This window comes from Mesorhizobium sp. M0145 (assembly GCF_040322355.1).
Lineage (GTDB): Bacteria > Pseudomonadota > Alphaproteobacteria > Rhizobiales > Rhizobiaceae > Mesorhizobium.
Map to the genome: position 1 here is coordinate 62,320 of NZ_JAMYTK010000020.1, position 16,630 is coordinate 78,949.

16 protein-coding genes are annotated in these 16,630 nt (G+C 63.3%); 8 read left to right on the forward strand and 8 right to left on the reverse strand.

The genetic code is table 11. From position 1 onward, the window contains the following. Window positions 1-233 precede the first annotated feature (233 nt). The 6 genes from pbpC (at window position 234) to NKJ28_RS24655 (ending at window position 7,231) form a co-directional block, all read left to right on the forward strand. On the forward strand, window positions 234-2,324 hold the full coding sequence (pbpC, locus tag NKJ28_RS24630; protein ID WP_352637284.1) for a penicillin-binding protein 1C: 2,091 nt from the start codon (window positions 234-236) through the stop codon (window positions 2,322-2,324). A 42-nt stretch (window positions 2,325-2,366) separates the two neighbouring features. After that, the gene (locus NKJ28_RS24635; protein ID WP_352621236.1) at window positions 2,367-3,065 is read left to right on the forward strand and encodes a M15 family metallopeptidase; all 699 of its coding nucleotides are present in this window, start codon (window positions 2,367-2,369) and stop codon (window positions 3,063-3,065) included. 218 nt (window positions 3,066-3,283) lie between these two features. Further along, window positions 3,284-4,312, forward strand: coding sequence for a sulfate ABC transporter substrate-binding protein (locus NKJ28_RS24640; protein ID WP_023675840.1), 1,029 nt, complete (start codon window positions 3,284-3,286; stop codon window positions 4,310-4,312). A gap of 18 nt (window positions 4,313-4,330) precedes the next feature. After that, complete coding sequence (cysT, locus tag NKJ28_RS24645) at window positions 4,331-5,182, forward strand: sulfate ABC transporter permease subunit CysT (protein WP_023675839.1); 852 nt, start codon at window positions 4,331-4,333, stop codon at window positions 5,180-5,182. Continuing rightward, window positions 5,175-6,059, forward strand: a complete 885-nt coding sequence (cysW, locus tag NKJ28_RS24650; RefSeq protein WP_352637285.1) for a sulfate ABC transporter permease subunit CysW — start codon at window positions 5,175-5,177, stop codon at window positions 6,057-6,059. Before cysT ends, cysW begins: the two co-directional genes overlap by 8 nt. Before the next feature lie 131 nt (window positions 6,060-6,190). Beyond that, a complete protein-coding gene (locus NKJ28_RS24655; RefSeq protein ID WP_352637286.1) occupies window positions 6,191-7,231 on the forward strand; it encodes a sulfate/molybdate ABC transporter ATP-binding protein in 1,041 nt (346 codons plus the stop codon). Window positions 7,232-7,245: 14 nt separating this feature from the next. Here NKJ28_RS24655 and NKJ28_RS24660 read toward each other — a convergent pair whose 3' ends face one another. Together NKJ28_RS24660 and NKJ28_RS24665 are read right to left on the reverse strand one after the other, a co-directional pair. Beyond that, entirely contained in the window at window positions 7,246-7,644 is a 399-nt protein-coding gene (locus NKJ28_RS24660) for a type II toxin-antitoxin system VapC family toxin (protein ID WP_352637287.1), read from the reverse strand. Next, entirely contained in the window at window positions 7,644-7,916 is a 273-nt protein-coding gene (locus NKJ28_RS24665) for an antitoxin (RefSeq protein WP_352595373.1), read from the reverse strand. The genes NKJ28_RS24660 and NKJ28_RS24665 overlap by 1 nt, the downstream gene beginning before the upstream one ends. A 283-nt stretch (window positions 7,917-8,199) precedes the next feature. Here NKJ28_RS24665 and NKJ28_RS24670 point away from each other — a divergent pair, with 283 nt between their 5' ends. Together NKJ28_RS24670 and NKJ28_RS24675 are read left to right on the forward strand one after the other, a co-directional pair. Further along, window positions 8,200-9,186, forward strand: a complete 987-nt coding sequence (locus NKJ28_RS24670) for a sulfate ABC transporter substrate-binding protein (protein ID WP_352637288.1) — start codon at window positions 8,200-8,202, stop codon at window positions 9,184-9,186. 247 nt (window positions 9,187-9,433) lie between these two features. Beyond that, window positions 9,434-9,883 carry an RrF2 family transcriptional regulator gene (locus tag NKJ28_RS24675; protein WP_006202816.1) on the forward strand — a complete coding sequence of 150 codons (450 nt, stop codon included), beginning with the start codon at window positions 9,434-9,436 and terminating at the stop codon, window positions 9,881-9,883. On the opposite strand, the gene NKJ28_RS24680 is transcribed toward NKJ28_RS24675, so the two are convergent. The 6 genes from NKJ28_RS24680 to gntR form a co-directional block, all read right to left on the reverse strand. Then, window positions 9,880-10,425, reverse strand: a complete 546-nt coding sequence (locus NKJ28_RS24680; protein ID WP_352637290.1) for a gluconokinase — start codon at window positions 10,423-10,425, stop codon at window positions 9,880-9,882. The genes NKJ28_RS24675 and NKJ28_RS24680 overlap by 4 nt on opposite strands. A 5-nt stretch (window positions 10,426-10,430) precedes the next feature. Then, on the reverse strand, window positions 10,431-11,417 hold the full coding sequence (locus NKJ28_RS24685) for an ABC transporter permease (RefSeq protein ID WP_352456242.1): 987 nt from the start codon (window positions 11,415-11,417) through the stop codon (window positions 10,431-10,433). Beyond that, window positions 11,414-12,394, reverse strand: a complete 981-nt coding sequence (locus NKJ28_RS24690) for an ABC transporter permease (RefSeq protein ID WP_352564358.1) — start codon at window positions 12,392-12,394, stop codon at window positions 11,414-11,416. The genes NKJ28_RS24685 and NKJ28_RS24690 overlap by 4 nt, the downstream gene beginning before the upstream one ends. Then, entirely contained in the window at window positions 12,391-13,932 is a 1,542-nt protein-coding gene (locus tag NKJ28_RS24695) for a sugar ABC transporter ATP-binding protein (protein ID WP_352637291.1), read from the reverse strand. Before NKJ28_RS24695 ends, NKJ28_RS24690 begins: the two co-directional genes overlap by 4 nt. Before the next feature lie 79 nt (window positions 13,933-14,011). Continuing rightward, window positions 14,012-15,136 (reverse strand): sugar ABC transporter substrate-binding protein, encoded by a 1,125-nt coding sequence (locus NKJ28_RS24700; RefSeq protein ID WP_352571765.1) that lies wholly within the window; start codon window positions 15,134-15,136, stop codon window positions 14,012-14,014. A gap of 296 nt (window positions 15,137-15,432) precedes the next feature. Continuing rightward, window positions 15,433-16,461 carry an HTH-type transcriptional regulator GntR gene (gntR, locus tag NKJ28_RS24705; protein ID WP_352571764.1) on the reverse strand — a complete coding sequence of 343 codons (1,029 nt, stop codon included), beginning with the start codon at window positions 16,459-16,461 and terminating at the stop codon, window positions 15,433-15,435. Window positions 16,462-16,630: the final 169 nt, after the last annotated feature.

Below are 16,630 nucleotides of genomic sequence, written 5' to 3' on the forward strand. Positions count from 1 at the left end.
ATGGCGCCTTCGCAAAGGATTTTGCCAATCTTCAGCGATGCAGAAAGGGAGCCGAGGTCGCGGCCGGCTCTCCCTTCTCCCCTTGTGGGAGAAGGTGGCCTCGCGAAGCGAGGTCGGATGAGGGGTGTTCCAGCTTGGCACCAATAGCGCTCTCGCCAGCACCCCTCAACCGTCTTGGCGCTGCGCGCCAATCCACCTTCTCCCACAAGGGGAGAAGGAAGAAGGGCAGCGCCGTGCTCTCCAGAAAATTCCTGCGCCGAGCGGCCATCACGGGCATTTCCTTGGCCGGTCTCGCTGCAATCACCGCCGCCGCCCTCTGGCAGCTCGACCGCGCATTTCCGCCGCCGCTGCCGGCTGCTTTGACGGTCTCGACCGAGGTGCAGGACCGAGACGGCCAGCTGCTGCGCGCCTTCGCTACGCCGGATGGCTACTGGCGGCTCGCTACCAGCCTGGACCAGGTCGACAAGCAGTTCGTCGACATGCTGGTCACCTATGAGGACAAGCGTTTCTGGGATCATCAAGGCGTCGACGTGCTGGCACTGGCGCGTGCCGCCGGCCAGTTCGCGACCAGCGGCCATATCGTGTCCGGTGGCTCGACGCTGCCGATGCAACTCGCCCGGTTGATCGAACCGCGCGACAGCCGCAGCCTCGGCTCGAAGATCAAGCAGATGCTGCGCGCCCTCCAGATCGAACGGCGGCTTTCCAAGCGCGAGATCCTCGAACGCTATCTGACGCTGGCGCCCTATGGCGGCAATCTCGAAGGTGTGCGCGCGGCTTCGCTTGCCTATTTCGGCAAGGAGCCGAAACGGCTGACGGTCTCGGAGGCGGCCCTGCTCGTCGCTTTGCCGCAATTGCCGGAAAAGCGGCGCCCTGACCGCAACCTCGACGTCGCCCATGCCGCCCGCGACCGCGTGCTGACCCGCATGGTCTCGGCGGGCCTGCTCGGCGAACGTGAGGCCGCGCGTGCCGCGCTCGACGATGTGTCGGGGCTCCGGCGGACCTTGCCGGCGCTCGCTGCCCATGCGGCCTATACGATGCTGTCCAAGGCCATTCCCGGCCAGAAGCTGCAACTGACGATCCGCAAGAGTGTCCAGGAAGGGCTGGAGCAGGTGGCCAAGGATGCGGCCGCCAGGCTCGGCCCTCGCCTCTCGGTGGCCATGGTACTGGCCGATGCCCGTACCGGCGATATTCTTGGTGAGGTCGGCTCTGCCGATTTCTTCGATGCCAGCCGTTCGGGCTGGATCGACATGACCAAGGTCGTTCGCTCGCCTGGCTCGACGCTGAAGCCGTTCATCTACGGCCTCGCCTTCGAACAGGGCCTGGTGGCGCAGGAGATGCTGATCGAGGACAGCCCAGCCGATTTCTCCGGGTATCGGCCGAAGAACTTCGACATGGGCTATCAGGGCGATGTCAGCATCAGGCAGGCGCTGCAATTGTCGCTCAACGTGCCGGCGATCCGCGTGCTCGACGCGGTCGGCCCGGCCCGGCTGATGGCACGCTTTCGCCAGGCCGATGTGACCCCTATCCTGCCCGTCAACGAAGCGCCCGGCCTGGCGATCGGCCTCGGCGGCGTCGGGGTGACCCTGCGCGACCTGGTCCAACTCTATGCCGGCCTTGCCAATGGCGGCAAGGCACACACGCTGCATGACGGCACCGAGCCGGCGAATGCCGAACGCTCGACCACCACCATCCTCGACGGGCAGGCGACCTGGCAGATCACCGACATCCTGTCAGGCGTCAAGCCTCCCCAGGGTGCCGCCCAACGCGGCATCGCCTACAAGACCGGCACCTCCTACGGCTATCGCGACGCCTGGTCGGTCGGCTTCGACGGCCGCTACGTGCTCGGCGTCTGGGTCGGCCGCCCCGACGCCGGCGCTGTGCCCGGCCTGTCCGGCTATGTCTCGGCTGCGCCCATCCTGTTCGAAGGTTTTGTCCGTTCCAGCCTGGCCGCCGTACCGCTGCCGAGCCAGCCGTCCGGCGTCCGGCGTCCGAAGCGCGAGGAGCTGCCGGTGACGCTGACGCGCTTCGGCGCCGGCGCCGATGGGCTGGTACAGGCGATGCCGACCGAACCTGCGCCAACCATCATCTTTCCGCCCGACGGCGCTCGCGTCGATCTCGGCACTTCCTCGGCCGACCCCTCGCCGCTGGTGCTCAAGCTGCAAGGCGGCCGCGCACCATTCCGCTGGCTGGCCAACGGCAAGCCGCTGGTCGGCATCGACCGGCGGCGCACCGCGACCTGGCAGCCGGACGGCGCCGGCTATTCGACCCTAACCGTGATCGACGCGGCGGGACGCGCGGCCAGTGTGAAGGTTTTCGTCGAGTGAAAGTTTCCCTTGAATAATTTCCGGCAGGTGATTCAGGGGATTGTGTTTTACGTCTTGCTTTCGGCCGCCGGTACTTTCTCGGCGTCTGCTGACGCGCTGCCCGCCAGCTTTGTTCGGCTAGCCGACATCGATCCCAATATCCGGCAGGATATCCGCTATGCCGGCCTCGAAAATTTCCTGCATCGCAAGGTAAGCGGCTACGATGCGCCGGTATGCGTCCTCACCAGGCAAGCGGCGCAAGCGCTTTCGGCAGTGCAGAAAGCGATTGCCGCCGAAGGGCTGACGCTGGTCGTGTTCGACTGCTATCGCCCTGCGCGGGCTGTCTCCGACATGGGTGACTGGACAAAAACGAGTGGACCACCGGACCCGCAGTGGTACCCAAAGGTCAAGCGCAAGGATCTCATCGCCAAGGGCTATATCGGCGAACTGTCCACCCATTCGCGCGGATCGACGGTCGATGTCGCGATCGCGCGAGCCGACCGCAAGAGCGCTCCGAAACCGTCCTGCGGCGCGACCGATGCCGACACGCTCGATTTCGGCACGGGTTTCGACTGTTTCGATCCAGCGAGCGAAACGGCTCACCGATCCATAGCCAGTGAAGCGGCGGCTAACCGCAAAAGACTTGTCGAGGCGATGCGTGCCGGCGGCTTCAAGAATTACGCCCGCGAATGGTGGCACTTCACGCTGGAGAACGAGCCGTTTCCAAAAGAGCGCTTCAACTTTCCCGTTACCGCCGAATAGCCGGCCGAAACCTTCGGGCGCGACGCAGCCATTGCCGAAAAGCTAGCCGTCTCTAGATAATCGCGTCGGGAGCGCGATCATGGTCCATGCGGGGAAAATAGTTTCTCGCATCGCCGAAACTAGGCGAAAAATTGCTTCAATAGGCCAAAAAAGGCAACATTGAATGCATCTAAATTCTATCAATTCGGTAGATTGGCGCGAGTTCAACGGAGGCGGAAATGACCAAACCTCATTTCAGGAAACTGCTCGGCGCACTGGTCGCCACGTCTGTCCAGTTCGGCACGCTCGGTTTCGCGTTTGCCGACACCACCATTCTCAACGTGTCCTATGATCCGACGCGTGAGCTCTACAAACAATTCGACGAGGCCTTCACCGCCCACTGGAAGGCCGAGACAGGCGAGACGGTCACCGTCCAGCAGTCGCATGGCGGGTCGGGCGCGCAGGCTCGCGCCGTGATCGACGGCCTCGACGCCGACGTGGTGACGCTGGCGCTCGAAGGCGATATCAACGCCATTGTCTCGAAAGCGAAGAGGATCAATCCCGACTGGCGGACGAAATTCGAAAACAATTCGGCGCCCTACACCTCGACCATCATCTTTCTCGTCCGCAAGGGAAACCCCAAGGGCATCCATGACTGGGGCGATCTGGTCAAGGACGACGTCCAGGTGATCACGCCGAATCCCAAGACCTCCGGTGGTGCGCGCTGGAACTATCTCGCCGCCTGGGCCTATGCCAGCGCCAAGGATGGCGGCGACGAGGCCAAGACCAAGGAATTCGTCGGCAATCTCTATGCGCATGTCCCGGTTCTCGACACCGGTGCGCGCGGCGCAACCGTGACCTTCGCGCAAAAAGGGCTGGGCGACGTGCTGCTCGCCTGGGAAAACGAGGCCTATCTGGCGCTCGACGAGTTCGGCGCCGACAATTTCGATATCGTCTACCCGCCGACCTCGATCCTGGCCGAGCCGCCGGTCGCCGTGGTCGACGCTAATGTCGACGCCAAAGGCACGCGGAAAGTTGCCGAAGCTTATCTGAGCTATCTCTATTCCAAGGAAGGCCAGACGCTCATCGCCAAAAACCATTATCGCCCTTCGAAGCCCGAGTTGGTGCCGGCGGAGGACTTGGCCAAGCTGCCTGAGATCAAGCTGATCACCATCGACGACCCGCTTTTTGGCGGCTGGAAGAAGGCACAGCCTTATCATTTCGGCGATGGTGGTATATTCGACCAGATCTACAAACCGGCCCAGTAGCATTTAGATCAGGACGACATGACCACAGCACCCGCCAAGGCGGGGTGGCGATTCAGGCAGCCGAGCGTCATTCCGGGTTTCGGATTGACGCTCGGCTTCTCGCTTGCCTACCTCACCCTCATCATCCTCATTCCCCTGTCCGGGCTGATCTGGCGCTCGGCGGCGCTCGGCTGGACCGACTTCTGGGCGATCGTCACCGACCGCCGCACCATCAACGCGCTTGAAATCAGCTTCGGCACCGCCTTCATTGCCGCCGCCGTCAACGTCGTCTTCGGCACGATCGTCGCGTGGGTGCTGGTGCGCTACAGCTTTCCAGGCCGCCGCATCGCCGATGCCATGGTCGACCTGCCCTTCGCGCTGCCGACGGCGGTTGCCGGCATCGCGCTGACCACGCTTTACGCACCGAATGGCTGGATCGGAAGCCTGCTGACGCCGCTCGGCATTAAGGTCGCGTATACGCCGCTCGGCATCGTCATCGCGCTGGTCTTCATCGGTCTGCCCTTCGTCGTGCGCACCGTGCAGCCGATCATGGAGGAGATCGACAAGGAGGTCGAAGAAGTGGCCGCCACGCTCGGCGCCAATCGCTTCCAGATCATCAGCCGCGTTCTACTACCCGGACTGGCGCCTGCCATCGTCACCGGTTTCGCGCTGGCCTTCGCGCGCGGCGTCGGCGAGTACGGTTCCGTCATCTTTATCGCCGGCAACCTGCCGTTCAAATCCGAGATCGCGCCGCTTCTGATCGTCATCCGGCTGGAGGAATATAATTACGCCGCGGCGACCGCGATAGCGGCGATCATGCTGGCGCTGTCCTTCGTCATGCTGCTGGTCATCAACCTGGTGCAGACCTGGAGCCGCAAGCGCTATGGCTGACCCGGAGATCAAATCCTACGCGCCGCACCATGAAAGCCAGTCGCCGGCGGTGACCGAGAGCCGCACGGCGAGAACCGTGCTGATGATCGTGACCTTTGCCTTCCTCGGCATTTTCCTGCTCCTGCCGCTGATCATCGTCTTCAAGGAAGCTTTCGCCAAAGGTATCGAGGCCTACACACAGGCGCTGAGCGAACCGGACACGCGCTCGGCGATCCGCCTGACGCTTCTGGTCGCGGCGATCTCGGTGCCGCTCAATGTGATTTTCGGCATCTCCGCCGCATGGGCGATCGCCAAGTTCGAGTTCAAGGGAAAGGCGTTCCTGACCACACTCATCGACCTGCCCTTTTCGGTCTCGCCGGTCATTTCCGGCCTGGTCTATGTACTTCTGTTCGGCGCGCAAGGCCTGCTCGGCGCCTGGCTCAAGGCGCATGGCATCGTCATCCTGTTTGCCGTGCCGGGCATCGTGCTGGCCACGATCTTCGTCACCTTCCCCTTCGTCGCCCGCGAATTGATCCCGCTGATGCAGGAACAAGGCAATGGCGACGAGGAGGCAGCCCTGTCGCTCGGGGCCAATGGCTGGCAGGCGTTCTGGTACGTGACGTTGCCCAACGTCAAATGGGGATTGCTCTACGGCGTGTTGCTGTGCAATGCCCGTGCCATGGGCGAGTTCGGCGCGGTCTCGGTCGTGTCGGGCCACATACGCGGGCTAACCAACACCATGCCGCTGCATGTTGAAATCCTTTATAACGAGTACAATGCCGCCGCCGCCTTTGCCGTCGCTTCGCTGCTTGCCGGCCTGGCGCTCGTCACGCTGGTCTTGAAAACACTTCTCGAGATGCGCTACGGCGCCGAGATCGCCGCGACGCGCGGACACTGACAAATGCATGTCGCCCAAAAGTGTGTAGCGGTTTTTGGACAACGACATGCATAAAACAAAGATTTGATGTCGCCCAAAAGTGGGAACCGGTTTTGGGATAACGGCATGCATCAACTACAAAAGGGATTTGCATGGAAGTTCGCGTTGCCAACGTGCGCAAGGAGTTTGAGCGGTTTCCGGCCCTCCGCGACGTTTCGCTCGACATCAAGTCGGGAGAACTGATCGCCCTGCTGGGACCTTCCGGTTCCGGCAAGACGACGCTGCTCAGGCTGATTGCCGGCTTGGAGCGGCCGACCCGCGGAAAGATCTTCTTCGGCGAAGAGGATGCCTCCCAAAAGTCGATTCAGGAGCGCAATGTCGGCTTCGTCTTCCAGCACTACGCGCTGTTTCGCCACATGACGGTCGCCGACAATATCGGCTTCGGCCTCAAGGTCCGGCACGGGCCGTCACGCCCGTCGGCGAAGGAAATCCGCCGCCGCGCTTCGGAACTTCTCAACCTCGTTCAGCTTTCCGGTCTGGAAAAACGCTATCCGGCACAGCTTTCGGGCGGCCAGCGCCAGCGCGTGGCGCTGGCCCGCGCCATGGCGATCGAACCGGCCGTGCTTTTGCTCGACGAGCCGTTCGGCGCGCTCGATGCGCAGGTGCGCCGCGAACTGCGCCGCTGGCTGCGCGACATCCACGACGCCACCGGCCACACCACGGTCTTCGTCACCCATGACCAGGAAGAGGCGCTGGAGCTTGCCGACCGCGTCGTGGTGATGAGCCAGGGCCGCATCGAGCAGGTCGGCACCGCCGACGAGATCTACGACACCCCGAACTCGCCGTTCGTTTATGGCTTTATCGGCGAATCGAGCTCGATCCCGGTCAAGGTCGAGGACGGCCAGGTCTGGATCGCCGACCGGCCGATCGGGCTTTCCGCGCCGCACGCACCGCAAGGCGAAGCGACGCTGTTCTTTCGCCCGCACGACGTCGATCTGGTGGAAGAATGCAACGGCTGCATCGCCGGCACGGTCGCCGCCAGCCGCCGCGTCGCCGGCACCAGGCGGGTCGAGCTCGAAATCGGCGGCGAACGCCAGCGGGTCGAGATCGAATTGCCCATCGACCATCCGGCGGCGCAGAAAAGTCGAGTGGCTTTTCGGCCGCGGCGCTGGAAGCTTTTTCCGGCCGCTTGATCCTCTATCAGGCGCTACACCAGCCAGTTCTCGACCTTCAGGCCTTTGATCCGGTTGAACTCCCCGGTGTTGGCGGTCACCAGGGTAGTTCCAAGCGCACGGGCGTGGGCAGCAATAAAAAGGTCATTTTGGCCGATGGTCTGGCCCCTGCCTTCCAGTTCTGCGCGAATCGCGCCGTACTCGGCATCCATCGGCACATCGAGCGGCAAGACGGGAATCTCAGCCAGCAATTCCTCGACCTTCTTGTGCAACTTGGCTGATCTTTTCTTGACGCAGCCATATCGCAGTTCCGACGCGACCACGATGCTGGTACACACGGCGGCGTCTCCCACGCGCAGGACAGCGCTTGCGGCTTTCCCGGCCGGATTTCGGATCATGTCGCTGACAATGTTCGTGTCCAGCATGAACCGCATCAAAAAAATTCCTCGGATTTGACAGGCATATCCTCGACTTCGGGAAAGTCTTCCTCGGCATCGGGCGGCGGCTCTTTCGCCCATTGCGCGAGCAGTGCGGTGAGGCCAGGTTTGCGGACCGGCTCGATGATCAGGCGGTCGCCTTCACGGCTGATCAAGACCTTTTCGCCGGGAAGTTCGAACTCGACAGGAATGCGCACCGCCTGGCTGCGATTGTTACGAAACAGCTTCGCCTCCTTCGGCGGGGTTGTTGAATGGCGGTGTTGAGACATGACAACAGCTCCTTGTATATACTATTTGTATATGCCAGACAGGGCGGCGATGCAATCGCCTTGCACCGCGTTGGCCGGCCGGGAACCATCGTGCACGCCGACGGCATCGGCGCCGCTGCCAAGCTGTCCTGAGACTCTGCTTGAAAGAAAAGACTAGAAATCGCCCACAGCGGGAATATTTCTTCTATCGACAACGTGGAGCGGCCGCTCTGCGTGCCTCGTCGCGCACGATGCCTTGCCGCTATGGTCCGGCATTAAGCTCATGGCATTGGAGCCTGTTTTGATGAAGCGATTTTTGCTTGGCGTCGCCACGTTGGCCGGCTTGTTCCTCGCATCCTCCCAAGCCTGGTCGGCCGACAGATTGCTCAATGCTTCCTATGATGTCGGCCGCGAACTGTTTGCGCAGGTCAACAAGGCGTTCGTCGCCGGCCACCCCGGCGTCACCATCGATCAGTCGCATGCCGGAACCTCGGCACAAGCACGCGCCATCGCCGAAGGCCTCGGCGCCGACGTGGTCACGTTCAACCAGGTCATCGACATCGACTTCCTGGTCAAAAAGGGCCTCATCTCCGCCGACTGGCAGAAGGACTTTCCGGACAACGCCTCGCCTTTCTATTCGCTGCCGTCCTTCCTGGTGCGCGCCGGCAATCCGAAGCACATCAAGGATTGGAGCGATCTCGTGCGCGACGACGTGCAGGTGATCTTCCCCAATCCGAAAACCTCGGGCAATGCGCGCTACACCTATCTTGCGGCCACCGCCTACGCCAAGGAAGCCTTCAAGGACGACGACGCCAAGGTGAAGGAGTTCGTCACCAAGCTGTTCAACAACGTGCCGGTGTTCGACAGCGGCGGGCGCGCCGCGACCACCACTTTCGTGCAGCGCGAAATCGGCGACGTACTCATCACCTTCGAGTCGGAAACGCGCGGCGTCCGCAAGGAGTATGGCGAGGACAAGTTCGAGCAGGTAACGCCTTCGGTCAGCCTGTTGGCGGAATTTCCGGTGGCGATCGTCGACACCGTTGCAGACGAGCATGGCACGCGCGATCTCGCCAAGACCTATCTCGACTTCCTCTATACGCCGGAGGGCCAGGACATCGCCGCCCGCAACGGCCTGCGGGCCCGGGACGCGGCGGTCGCCGCCAAATATAAGGCTGAGTTTCCCGATGTCCGCCTGCTGACGGTGGAGGACGTCTTCGGCGGCTGGGCCAAGGTCCAGGCCGAGCACTTTGCAGCGGGCGGTCTGCTCGACCAGACTTATGGTAGCCGCTGAGGCGATCTTCCAACTTTGACAGAAGCCGGCTTTGCCGGCTTCTTTGCTTTCGCGCCGCGAAAGGTGATTTCTGGCACTTTCCGGGCGCATTCCGTCCAAAACGTTACAAAGAATCAACGCGTTTGTGCCTACCGTGAGAACGGACGGCTTGTTTTCGCGAACGGCTTCGCGTGATCAAACCGTTATGATTTGCACACAAACAGCCGCCAGACGCGGGTGGTTGGGGCTTCATGGGTTGACTCGGGGCATGCTTACCAAAAAAGGCAAATACGGCCTCAAGGCCCTCGTGCATCTGTCGGGCCTGCCGGTCGGCCAGCTCGCATTCGTCAACGACATTGCGGTCGCCAATAACATCCCCAAGAAATTCCTGGATGCCATCCTGGGCGAGTTGCGTAACGCCGGCTTCGTCCAGAGCCGCAAGGGCAAGGAAGGCGGTTACCGCCTTGCCCGGCCGGCTTCCGAGATCAAGATCGGCCATGTCGTGCGTGTCCTCGACGGGCCGCTGGCGCCGATCCCCTGCGCCAGCCGCACGCAATACCAGCGCTGCGAGGATTGCGACGAGGCGACCTGCCAGGTTCGGCACATGATGCTGGAGGTCCGGCAGGCGATCGCCGAGGTGCTGGACAACCGCAGCCTCGCGGCCATGCGCGACGCCGACAATGACGATTTCCCAGTCGAACTGACGTCGCAAATCTAGCGCGCGAGCAGGCTCAAGGCAGTCGCAACGGTGTCGGCGACCGGACGCGTGCCATCCAAGGTTATCGCCGCCTCGTCCGCCGCTGGCGCCTCGAGCGTGGCGAACTGGCTGTCGACCAGGCTTGCCGGCATGAAATGACCCTTGCGATTGCCGACGCGCTGTTTTGCTGTTGCCGGGTCGATCTCCAGGTAAACGAAAACGATATCCGGGCAAAAGCCGCGCAGGCGATCGCGGTAGCTGCGCTTCAGCGCCGAGCAGGCGGCGACCACACCTTGCCCGCTTGCGACCGACGCGGCCATCCGCTGGCCGATCGCGTCGAGCCAGCCCTCGCGCAGCGCGTCGGTAAGCGGCTGCCCGCTCGCCATGCGCGCGACGTTTTCGGGCGGATGCAGCCTGTCGCCTTCGATAAAGACGGCGCCCAATGCCGCTGCAAGCGCTTCGCCGACGACCGACTTGCCGCAGCCGGCGACGCCCATCACCACGATGGCGGGTGTCGTTCGAACAGTGCTCGCCGGCTTATATGCCACGTCTTTACCGGTCATGCAGGTCAGCGGCTTGCCGGCGCGCGGCCATAGAGCAGCAGCATGGCTACGATGACGACGCCGTAGATGATCTGCCGTCCCGCCTCCGGCATCTGCATGACAGAGAGAATGGACTGCAAGAGGGTGATCAGGATTACCCCGGCGACGGTGCCGAGATAGGAGCCGCGCCCGCCGAGGATCGAGGTGCCGCCGAGCACCACCGCGGCGATCGACGGCAGCAGATAGGCATCGCCCATCGACTGCGCCGCCTTGGAGGCATAGCCGGCCAAAAGCACGCCACCGAAGGCCGAGAGCCCGCCCGAAACCGCAAAGGCGATCATCACCACGCGCCTTGTATCGATGCCGGAAAGATAGGCGGCACGCTCGCGATTGCCGATGCCGTAGACGGTGCGGCCGAAGCCGGTGCGGGTCAGCACGAACACCATTGCGGCGCCGATCAGCGCCCAGATGAGGACGGCGTTGGGCACGGCAGGAACGGCAAAGCCGGTCGCCAGATAGCGCATCGCACCGGTCGCCGAATCCTGCGGCGAGAAACCGCCCGTGTAGACCACCATCAGCCCCTGCGCGACGGCGTTGGTGGCAAGCGTGATGATCATCGAGGGAATGCGCAGATAGGCGACGCCGATGCCGTTGACGATGCCGATCAGAACACCGCAGAAGATGCCGAACGGAATGGCAAGCGCCACGCCGACGGTACCGTATGCGGCCGCGGCGCAGGCCATCATGGCGCCGGCCGCCACCGACCAGGGCACCGACAGGTCGATCTGGCCGAGCAGGATGACCAGCATCATGCCGGTCGCGATGACGCCGAGAAACGACGCCACCTTGAGCTGCTGCAAAAGGTATTCAGGCGACAGGAAGCTGCGCGAATAGAGGCTGCCGAGGAACAGCAGCAGCACGATGCAGGCGAACGCCGTCAGCACCGCCGGGTCGGCGCGGCGGAGGAATTTCGGCATGCGGCCGGCGAGACCACTCACAGTCGTTTCGCTCACAGGAACCACTCCAGCCGGTTGCGGACCCGAAACAGGGCGAACGCGCCGAGGCTGACCGCGATCAGCAGAATGACGCCCTGGAACAGGGGCTGCCAGAGCGGATCGAAATCGAAGACGAACAGCAGGTCGCCGATGGTGCGGAAGGCAAGCGCGCCGAAGATCGCGCCGATGGCGCTGCCCTTGCCGCCGAACAGCGACACGCCGCCAAGCACGACCGCGGCGATCGAAAACAGCGTATAGGCGTTGCCGCTGGCATAGGCCGCATCACCGGTATAGGTGAAGAACGTCAGGAACAGCCCGCCGATCGCGGCAAGCAGACCGGCAAGCGCATAGGCGGCGAACTTTCCACGCCGGATCGGCACGCCGGACATGTAGGCCGCCATCTCCGAGGAGCCGGCTGCATAAGCGGCGCGGCCTAGCACCGACCGGCTGAACGGCACCCAGACCACGAGCACGACCGCCAGCAGCGTCACCAGACTCGCCGGCACAAAACCAAACAGGCGTCCGGTCAGCGCATCGGCGAGCCCTTCATTGACCGAGCCGCCCGGAAACGGCCGAAGCAGCAGCGCGATGCCGAAATAGACCGCGCCGGTGGCAATGGTGGCGACGATCGGCTGCAGGCGTCCATAGATGACGATGGCGCCGTTGATTGCCCCGCACAGCAGCCCGGTGCCGAGCACGGCGATGACGCCGAAGGCGGTCTCGATGCCGGTGCCGACGACCAGCCACGACGCCAGGCAGTTGGTCAGCGTGAAGATCATGCCGACCGAGAGATCGATGCCGGCGGTGATCACCACCAGCGTCTGCGCCATGGCGACGAAGGCGAGCAGCACACCCTTGTTCGAGGCCGTCTGTACGACATTGGCGGTGAAGCCCGCCGGATGGTTCGAGGTGTAGATGACGAACATGACGACGAAGATGCCGAACGCCAGCAGCGTTCCGCGCTGTTCGGCAAGCCAGTAGCGCCAATCCTTCACGCGTCCGCTCCTTGCCTTGGCATCTCTTCGTGAATGTTGAGCGCGCTGGCGATCAGCGCCCGCTCGGTGATTTCGGCGCCGACCAGTTCGCGCTTGACGGCGCCGTCATAGAGCACCAGCACGCGGTCGCAGCAGCCGATCAGCTCGTCATAGTCGGTCGAATAGAAGAGGATCGCCGCACCCTGGTCGGCAAGCTTGCGCATCAACTGGTAAAGCTCCTGCTTGGTGCCGACGTCGATGCCGCGCGTCGGGTCGTTAAGCAGGATGATGCGCGGCTGCCGCATCAGCCATTTGGCGATGACGACCTTCTGCTGGTTGCCACCGGATAGCGCGCCGACCGGAATGTCGAGGCCGGCGGTCTTGATCGCCAGGAGACCGACCATGTCGTCGATCAGCCGCTGCTCGGCGGCGCGATCGATGATGCCGGCCCTGGACAGCCGGTCAAGGGCAGCGAATGAGAGGTTTTCACGCACCGTCATCGGCAGCATCAGCCCTTCGGTCTTGCGGTCCTCCGGGATCAGCGCCATGCCGATCCGGTCATCGCGCGCGGCGGCCGGGCTGGCGATCGCAACTGGCTTGCCGTCGATCAGTATCTGGCCTGACAGGCCGCGCAGCACACCGAAGAAGGCGAGCAGCAATTCGCGCTGGCCCTGGCCGTCGAGGCCGCCAAGCCCGACCACCTCGCCCGCCCCGACCGACAGCGAGACATCGTGCAGCCGATCCGTCCATGACAGGCTGCGTGCCTCCAGAACCGGCGTGGCCGCAGCAGCCGCCCGCGCGGGCTTGGGCGGAAAGATGTGGCTGTATTCGCGCCCGATCATCAGTTCGACGACTTCATTGTCGCTCTTGGTGCCGGCCGCGTAGCTGGCGACATTGCGGCCATTGCGGAACACCGTGCACTGGTCGGCCAGCTCGGCGATCTCGTTCATGCGGTGCGATATATAGAGCAGCGCCAGCCCTTCCGAACGCAGCCGCTTCAACACGGCGAAAACTCTGGCGACGTCAGCCGCAGTCAGCGCCGAGGTCGCCTCGTCGAGGATCAGGATGCGTGGCTTGCGCGCCAGTGCCTTGGCGATCTCGACCATCTGCCTTCTTGAAAGGGGAAGATCCTTGACCAGCGCCAGCGGATGGATATCGGAAGCGCCGGCGCGAGCAAGGGCTTCTTCGGCGATGCGGCGCTGCGCCTTGCGGTCGATCATGCCGAAACGCTTCGGCGGATCGGAAATGACGATGTTGTCGGCAACGCTGAGTTCGGGGACGAGCGACAGTTCCTGGAAGATGCAGACGATGCCGGCCTGATTGGCAGCGGCCGGCGAAGCGAAGGTAACTTCGCTTCCGTCCAGCATCATGCGGCCCTCGTCGGGCGCAACGACCCCCGCCATAACCTTGATCAGCGTCGATTTGCCGGCGCCGTTCTCGCCGAGAATGGCGTGGATGCTGCCTGGAGTGACCGACAGTTCGGCCTTCTCCAGCGCCCGCACGCCGCCATAGCGCTTGGATATGCCTTCCATGCGGAAGAGCGGAACCGCACCGTCCATCGGCCCTCCCCAGGCGCTTGGCAATCAGGATGTCGAGCGCCGACGCCGCGGGATTCCCGCGGCGTCGGGCTGTCGGAGTTTACTGGTTTTCCTTGCTCTGGCCCATGATTTCCTGCGCCGTGAAATTGATGCCGCAGGTCGGGAAGGAATTGCCGACGAAGAAATTGTCGGACTGATCGGGGAAGAAATCCTGGCCTGCCTTGAAGTTCGGATCCTCGACGATCGCCAGCGGCAGCTTGACCGCTTGCGGCACGACCTGGCCTTCAAGTGCTGCAATCGCCGTCTTGATGGCAACCGCGACCTGAGCCGGGCCGGTGCCGGCCGACGAGCATTTCAGGCCGTCAGCGGCGAACTTGGCGCAGAATTTGCGGAAGCCGTTCTCCGTCTCGCCGCCGAACGGCACGAACGGATGCTTGGCATCGATCATCGCCTGCACGATGCCGGTATCGCCGCCCTGTCCGGTAATGCCGTCGAAGGGGCCGTTGGTGGCAATGGCATCGGCCGTAGCCTTTTGCGCAACGCCGTCATCCCACTTGCCGACGACCTCGGTGACATCCCATTTCTTGCCGGAAGCGTCGAGAACCTCGTGGATGCCGTTATGGCGATCGGTGTCGACGGACGTGCCGGCGACGCCGCGCACTTCCAGCACCTTGCCGCCGTTCGGCACGTGCTTGACCAGCCAGTTGGCCCACAATTCGCCAAGGCCTTTCTGGTCGACATTGACGTTGATGGCATCCTTGGTGTCGAGGATGTTGTCGAAGGCGACCAGCACCACGCCGGCTTCCTTGGCCCGCTTGATGACAGGACCGAATGCGGTCGGGTTCTGGGCGTTGACGACAATCGCGTCATAGCCGGAATCGATGAAATTGTTGATCGCCGAAATCTGGGCCGGCACGTCTTCGCCGGTCGAGACCACCTTGAATTCCTTGAGCTTGGCCGCGACGTCCGGCTGCGCTGCATAGGCCTTTGCCGTCTGCACCATCTGGATGCGCCAAGTGTTGGCGATATAGCCGTTGGCCAGAGCGATGCGGTACGGGCCGTCTTTCTTGGGGAACTTGAAGAACTGCGTATCGGCCGACCAGGGCGCGAAGCAGTCAGGCTCGGCCGATGGCCCCTTGACGATTTCAGGATCGGCGATCGCCGACGAGCTCAGCATGACGAAAGCAGTGGCGGCAACGATACCGCCAACGAGTGACTTGATCATCGATATTCCTCCCAGTTGCAGTTTTGTTTGTTGTTACGCCGATGAATTTGCGCGTTTCCGGCCCGGCACCTCCCGCCGTACCCGTCGCGCGTTCAGGTGGCCGAATGCCGACCCGATCCCCTCCTTTGCTGCCCGGCTAGTCCCACAAAAACTATCATATTATACATAATAAACAAGCATGAGCTGTCGCTTATGTATAATAAACAGCCTCCCATCGTCGGGGCGAAGTATCGCCCGGCGATAACTGGTAGCGCTACCATGACGTAGTGTAAAGCGCCATTGCGTCGAAGCTCGCTTCAGCGCGCCGTGCTCTCACGTCGCTTGAGTTCGAAGCCAAGGTCGACGACCCGCTGCTCTGGCCTGTTGCCTTCGATCGCCGCAAGCGCCATGGCGACCGCCCGCCGGCCGATCTCGTAGCGGTAGGTCCGAACGCTGGTGACCGACGGAAAGGCCACCTCCATCATGTCGAGATCGTTGAAGCCAACGATACCGATCGTCTTCGGCACGGCGATCGAAGCGCGGTGGCATTCGAACAGCACGCCAAGGGCGATATCGTCATTGTTACAGAACACCCCATCGAGGCTCGGCACCTTGGCCAGCGCGTCGCGGAACAATTCGCGGCCGAGGGTGACGCTGGAGGGCACCGGCGTCGTGGTGGTGAGCCTCGGATCGAACAGGCCGGCCGCCTCCATCGCCGCGCGATAGCCGGCAAGCCGCCGCTGCGAACGCGGATCCATGCGCGCACCGATGAAGCCGATCCGGCGATAGCCTGCCTCGATCAGATGTTCCGCAGCCGCCTTGCCGCCCTCGAAATGCGAGAAGCCGACCATCATGTCGACCGGATCGGGCCCGGTCTCCATCACCTGCACCACCGGACAGCCTGCCGTTTCCAGCAGTTTTCGCGACGCCGGCGTCTGGTCGATGCCGGCCACGATCAGCGCCGCTGGGCGTTGCGGGCCAAACACCTGCAGCAGCCGCTCTTCCTCGAGGCCGGAATAGTGGGTGTTGCCGAGCTGAATCCGGAAAGGGCCGTCCGACAGGCTGTCGTAGATGCCGCGCACCACTTCGGCAAAGACGTTGTTGGTAAGCGACGGCACCAGAACGCCAAAGACCTCGGCGCGCGCCGAAGCCAGCGCCCGCGCATTCGGGTCGGGCACATAGCCGAGCTCGTTCACGGCCGACTCGATCTGGCGGCGCAGATCTTCCGAGACACGCCCCGGCTCACGCAGGGCGCGCGATACGGTAATGGCGCCGACGCCGGCCTTGCGGGCGACATCGGCGATGGTCGGGCGGCCGCCGCCGCGGCGCGAGCGCGGCTTGATCACCGTACTCGTCCGGACGCCGGGCAACCGCCCACACGCGACCGTGAAACGATGTTCAGCGTTTTTGAAACTGCTGCCATGCCAAACTGGCCCGTTGCCACACCTTGTCTGGCGTCGCGCAGCCTTCGGCTGTTGTCAAGCGACGGCCGGAGAGACTGTATCCGTACCGCTG

Bases quoted from the DNA above. Each gene is read 5' to 3' on its own strand.
- NKJ28_RS24640 (WP_023675840.1), top strand. From the start codon at position 3,284: ATGACCAAACCTCATTTCAGGAAACTGCTCGGCGCACTGGTCGCCACG.
- cysT (WP_023675839.1), top strand. From the start codon at position 4,331: ATGACCACAGCACCCGCCAAGGCGGGGTGGCGATTCAGGCAGCCGAGC.
- cysW (WP_352637285.1), top strand. From the start codon at position 5,175: ATGGCTGACCCGGAGATCAAATCCTACGCGCCGCACCATGAAAGCCAG.
- NKJ28_RS24655 (WP_352637286.1), top strand. From the start codon at position 6,191: ATGGAAGTTCGCGTTGCCAACGTGCGCAAGGAGTTTGAGCGGTTTCCG.
- NKJ28_RS24660 (WP_352637287.1), bottom strand. From the start codon at position 7,644: ATGCGGTTCATGCTGGACACGAACATTGTCAGCGACATGATCCGAAAT.
- NKJ28_RS24665 (WP_352595373.1), bottom strand. From the start codon at position 7,916: ATGTCTCAACACCGCCATTCAACAACCCCGCCGAAGGAGGCGAAGCTG.
- NKJ28_RS24670 (WP_352637288.1), top strand. From the start codon at position 8,200: ATGAAGCGATTTTTGCTTGGCGTCGCCACGTTGGCCGGCTTGTTCCTC.
- NKJ28_RS24675 (WP_006202816.1), top strand. From the start codon at position 9,434: ATGCTTACCAAAAAAGGCAAATACGGCCTCAAGGCCCTCGTGCATCTG.
- NKJ28_RS24680 (WP_352637290.1), bottom strand. From the start codon at position 10,425: ATGACCGGTAAAGACGTGGCATATAAGCCGGCGAGCACTGTTCGAACG.
- NKJ28_RS24695 (WP_352637291.1), bottom strand. From the start codon at position 13,932: ATGGACGGTGCGGTTCCGCTCTTCCGCATGGAAGGCATATCCAAGCGC.
- NKJ28_RS24700 (WP_352571765.1), bottom strand. From the start codon at position 15,136: ATGATCAAGTCACTCGTTGGCGGTATCGTTGCCGCCACTGCTTTCGTC.